The organism is Streptococcus sp. CCH5-D3, from assembly GCF_001556435.1.
GTDB lineage: Bacteria > Bacillota > Bacilli > Lactobacillales > Streptococcaceae > Streptococcus.
In genome coordinates this window covers 1-5068 of the sequence record NZ_LSIW01000101.1, presented here as the reverse complement: position 1 = coordinate 5068, position 5068 = coordinate 1, and the positions used below count along the sequence as shown (strand labels likewise).

1 protein-coding gene is annotated in these 5068 nt (G+C 40.9%); it reads left to right on the top strand.

Annotated features, from left to right (window positions below; all coding sequences use genetic code 11):
• Positions 1 to 387: 387 nt before the first annotated feature.
• Positions 388 to 5068 (top strand): accessory Sec-dependent serine-rich glycoprotein adhesin (locus AX662_RS07020; RefSeq protein WP_060972023.1); only part of this gene is annotated, 4681 nt, incomplete at its 3' end.

Below are 5068 nucleotides of genomic sequence, written 5' to 3'. Positions count from 1 at the left end.
CAAAAAGCTCTATAATCTCTACAGTGGTTTTACCCACTACAGAAATTATAGAGCCTCTTTTTGTCGTGTTTGAAAATGAGAGAGGGAGTCTTAAACGTTAGTCTAAGTCTCATTTAGGCTTAGTATTAGAGAGTAAAGGCTTAGTTTAGTAAGCTAAAATCTTAGATGTGGAAGAAGTATACTTTGAATTTTAAGACAACTTTAAGATACGTATTGCAAAATGTAAAATGGATGAAAATGCTATGAAATGAGTATTTTTAGTATTTATACAGCATAAAGCGTTTGCAATATTTTTGAGGGAAATAAGAGTTTATATTAGAGCTTACAAGAATTTTATGATAAAATTTATCGGAGAGTTTTAATTCATAAAACAAGAATGGAGTAGATATGTTTTTTAGAAGGAATGAAGGGAAATACCGCGAAACTGATCGCGTGACTCGTTTTAAGTTGATTAAATCAGGTAAGCAATGGCTTCGTGCTGCGTCATCTAACTTTGGACTTTTCAAGGTTGTTAAGGGTGGTGCGGATGCACCGTCAGTTTCAGCACAGAGTGTCGAGGAGAAAACACCAGTTCTCTCAGGGCAAGCCTTGCTTAAAGGGATTGCTGCGGCAGGTGCAGTAGCTGGAGGAGCAGTAGCGACTTACACTGCTCAAGCGGAAGAGACGACAACTCCGGCTTTGGAAAGCCAAGTAACTGCTAATCAAGATGTGGCAGCCAACTCCGAGTCAGTTGTATTGAGTGCAGCACCATCTTCTGAAGCCTCAGTAGCAGCCTCAACAAGCCAAGAGTCTACAAGCTCTTCAGTTGATGCTCAGGCAAGCACAGAAGCGTCTGTATCAGTGTCACAATCAGTATCTCAATCAATTTCTGCTGAATTGTCACAAGCTATTTCAGAATCTGCATCACTCAGCAAAGAGAATTCAACTTCTGATAGCCAGTCAGAGACTGAAAGCACAAGTGGTTCAAACTCAGAATCTGCTTCTGAATCAGCAACTTCTACAAGTTCAGCTACCTCTGAAAAGGCGACTCAAGATGATGAAAAAACAATCTTGGATCAAAACGTTTCAGAAGCAGAATTGCTCGTTAACATTGCTAAAAGTTATCAAGCTAAGTTGACAGATACAGTTGCTAAAGCTGAAATCCAAACAGCTATCGCAACAGTTCAAGAAGAAGTTGCTAAATCAACAACCTTGCTCGCTGCATCAGCAACAAACGCTGCTTACGCAGAACAACGTGAGCGTCTTGGTAATGCTGTTGAGGGTATGATGACCAAGATTACAAATGCAGGTTTCAATGGCAACTCTACAGTAAATGGCACTCCAGCTATTAGTTCGTATCTTAACCTTGCGACTGGTGAATCTAAGGTTTACACAGGAACTGGAACAGATTCAAACTATAATGTTCCAATTTATTATTCATTGAAAGTGACAAATGACGGGACAAATCTGAATTTTGTCTATACTGTTACTTATGTTAATCCTGCAACATCAACTCTTGGAAATATTTCGAAGATGAGTCCTGGATATTCTATCTATAATTCAGGGACATCAACACAAACGATGTTTACTTTAGGTAAGGGACTTACTCCTCCAACAACTGCAACGTCTTATGTTACAGATAAAAATGGTAACCAAATTGCAAATCCTAAAGCTAATCCAACACCAGTAACAAATCAAGGAGACGGTTTTAGTTGGTCAAATGGTATCCAAATGAATGGTTACCAGGCTAAACAAAGTTATGGTCTGACAACAACTTGGACTGCTAAAATCACTGGTGACGATACTTCCTTCACATTCTCACCTTTTGCAGGTAAGACTGATAATATTAGCGTTAATTTCTTTAATGGTAGTCAGGTTATCGAGTCAGAGTCTGAAGCAGATACAACGAGTGCATCTTTAAGTACATCTCAAAGCATCGTAGAAAGTGCTTCAACAGTAGAGTCTCAATCTGTATCAACAAGTAAGGTAGAATCTGCATCGGTTTCAGCATCTGAGTCAGAGGTTGTCTCATCTTCTCTTTCTCAATCAGAGGAAGCATCAGCATCCCTTTCAGAGAGTATTTCAGAAAGTCTTCTTGAAAGTGCCTCAACAAGTGCTTCAGTGAGCGCATCACAGTTGGAGTCAAATTCAGTCTCAGCTTCAGAAAGTGCATCAACTTCAACATCTCAGTCTGAGTCGAACTCAACTTCAGCCTCAGTAAGTGCGTCAACTTCAGCATCACAATCAGTCTCGAATTATGAGTCAGCATCAACAAGTGAGTCAGTATCTGAATCACAGTCAGTATCTAATTCAGAGTCAGCATCAGAGAGTGCGTCAGTTTCTGAATCACAGTCTGCTTCAAACTCAGAATCAGCATCAGAAAGTGCTTCTGTATCTGAATCACAATCTGCTTCAAACTCAGAATCAACATCAGAAAGTGCGTCAGTTTCTGAATCACAATCTGCTTCAAACTCAGAGTCAGCTTCAGAGAGCGCATCAGTTTCAGAATCACAGTCAGTATCTAATTCTGAATCAGCATCAGAGAGTGCATCAGTTTCTGAATCACAATCAGTGTCTAATTCTGAATCAGCATCAGAGAGTGCATCAGTAAGCGAATCACAATCAGTGTCTAATTCCGAGTCAGCGTCAGAAAGTGCGTCAGTTTCTGAATCACAATCAGTGTCTAACTCAGAATCAGCGTCAGAAAGTGCTTCTGTCTTAGAATCACAATCCGCTTCAAACTCAGAGTCAGCGTCAGTAAGTGAATCCATTTCAGAATCACAATCAGTATCTAACTCAGAGTCAGCGTCAGAGAGTGCATCAGTAAGCGAATCACAATCAGTATCTAACTCAGAGTCAGCATCAGAAAGTGCGTCAGTTTCAGAATCACAGTCTGTCTCAAACTCAGAATCAGCATCAGAAAGTGCATCAGTTTCAGAATCACAGTCTGTCTCAAACTCAGAATCCGCTTCAGAGAGTGCATCAGTAAGCGAATCACAATCAGTGTCTAATTCAGAATCAGCTTCAGAGAGTGTATCAGTGTCTGAGTCACAATCTGCTTCAAACTCAGAGTCAGCATCAGTAAGTGCATCAGTAAGCGAATCACAATCAGTGTCTAATTCAGAATCAGCGTCAGAAAGTGCTTCTGTATCAGAATCACAATCAGTGTCAAACTCAGAATCAGCTTCAGAGAGTGCGTCAGTTTCAGAATCACAGTCTGTTTCAAACTCAGAATCCGCTTCAGAGAGTGCTTCAGTTTCAGAATCACAATCTGTCTCAAATTCTGAATCAGCGTCAGTAAGTGAATCAATCTCAGAATCACAGTCTGCTTCAAACTCAGAGTCAGCGTCAGTAAGTGCATCAGTTTCAGAATCACAGTCTGTATCTAATTCAGAATCAGCGTCAGAAAGTGCTTCTGTATCAGAATTACAATCTGCATCAAACTCAGAGTCAGCGTCAGTAAGTGAATCAATCTCAGAATCACAATCGGTGTCTAATTCCGAATCTGCTTCAGAGAGTGCATCAGTGTCTGAATCACAATCTGTATCAAATTCCGAATCAGCCTCAGTAAGTGCGTCAGTTTCTGAATCACAGTCCGCTTCAACTTCCGAATCAGCGTCAGTAAGTGAATCAATTTCAGAATCACAGTCTGCTTCAAACTCAGAATCAGCGTCAGTAAGTGAATCCATTTCAGAATCGCAGTCAGTGTCTAATTCCGAATCAGCCTCAGAGAGTGCGTCAGTTTCAGAATCACAGTCTGAATCAAACTCAGAATCAGCATCAGAAAGTGCTTCTGTATCAGAATCACAATCGGTTTCAAACTTAGAGTCAGCCTCAGAGAGCGAGTCGACGTCAGCTTCACAATCCGAATCAAATTCAGTCTCTGCTTCAGTAAGTGAATCAATTTCAGAATCACAATCAGTGTCTAATTCCGAATCAGCCTCAGTAAGTGAATCAGTTTCAGAATCACAATCAGTGTCTAATTCCGAGTCAGCATCTGTAAGTGAATCAGTCTCAGAATCACAATCAGTGTCTAACTCAGAATCAGCCTCAGAGAGTACATCAGTAAGCGAATCACAATCAGTGTCTAATTCCGAATCAGCATCAGAAAGTGCTTCTGTATCAGAATCACAGTCTGAATCAAATTCCGAGTCAGCATCAGTAAGTGCATCAGTTTCTGAATCACAGTCTGCTTCAAACTCCGAGTCAGCGTCAGTAAGTGAATCAATCTCAGAATCACAATCAGTGTCTAATTCAGAATCAGCGTCAGTAAGTGAATCAACATCGATATCACAGTCTGAATCAAATTCCGAGTCAGCATCAGTAAGTGAATCAATCTCAGAATCACAGTCTGCTTCAACCTCAGAGTCAGCTTCAGAAAGTGCCTCAGTTTCAGAATCACAGTCTGCTTCAACCTCAGAATCAGCTTCATTAAGTGCTTCAATTTCAGTTAGTGAGTCTGCATCATTGAGTGAATCACAGAGCACAAGTTCCTCAATCTCGACTTCAGAGTCAGAATCATTGAGTACGTCAAGCTCATTGAGTGCTTCTGCATTTGAAAGCCAGTCTCAAGCCTTTAGTGCTTCAATTTCTGCGATTATTTCAACTGTTGAATCTATTTCGAACTCAGCTTCAAGCTTCATTTCAGCTAGTGAGTCGCTTTCGACATCTAACTCAGCATCATTGGGTGAGTCGGCGTCATTGAGTACATCTGTTTCAGGATCACAATCAGTTTCTAATTCCGAGTCAGCATCAGAGAGTGCATCGGTGTCTGAATCACAGTCTGTCTCAAACTCCGAGTCAGCGTCAGTAAGTGCTTCAATCTCAGAATCACAATCAGTCTCTAATTCCGAGTCAGCATCAGAGAGTGCATCGGTGTCTGAATCACAATCAGTCTCTAATTCCGAGTTAGCATCAACAAGTGAGTCTGTATCAGAATCACAGTCTGTTTCAAACTCAGTCTCTGCGTCAGAATCAACAAGTGCATCTGAATCGGCATCTGCATCAGAATCAGCAAGTGCATCTGAGTCAGCTTCAGCATCTGCATCAGAATCAGCAAGTGCATCTGAGTCAGCATCTGCATCAGAAT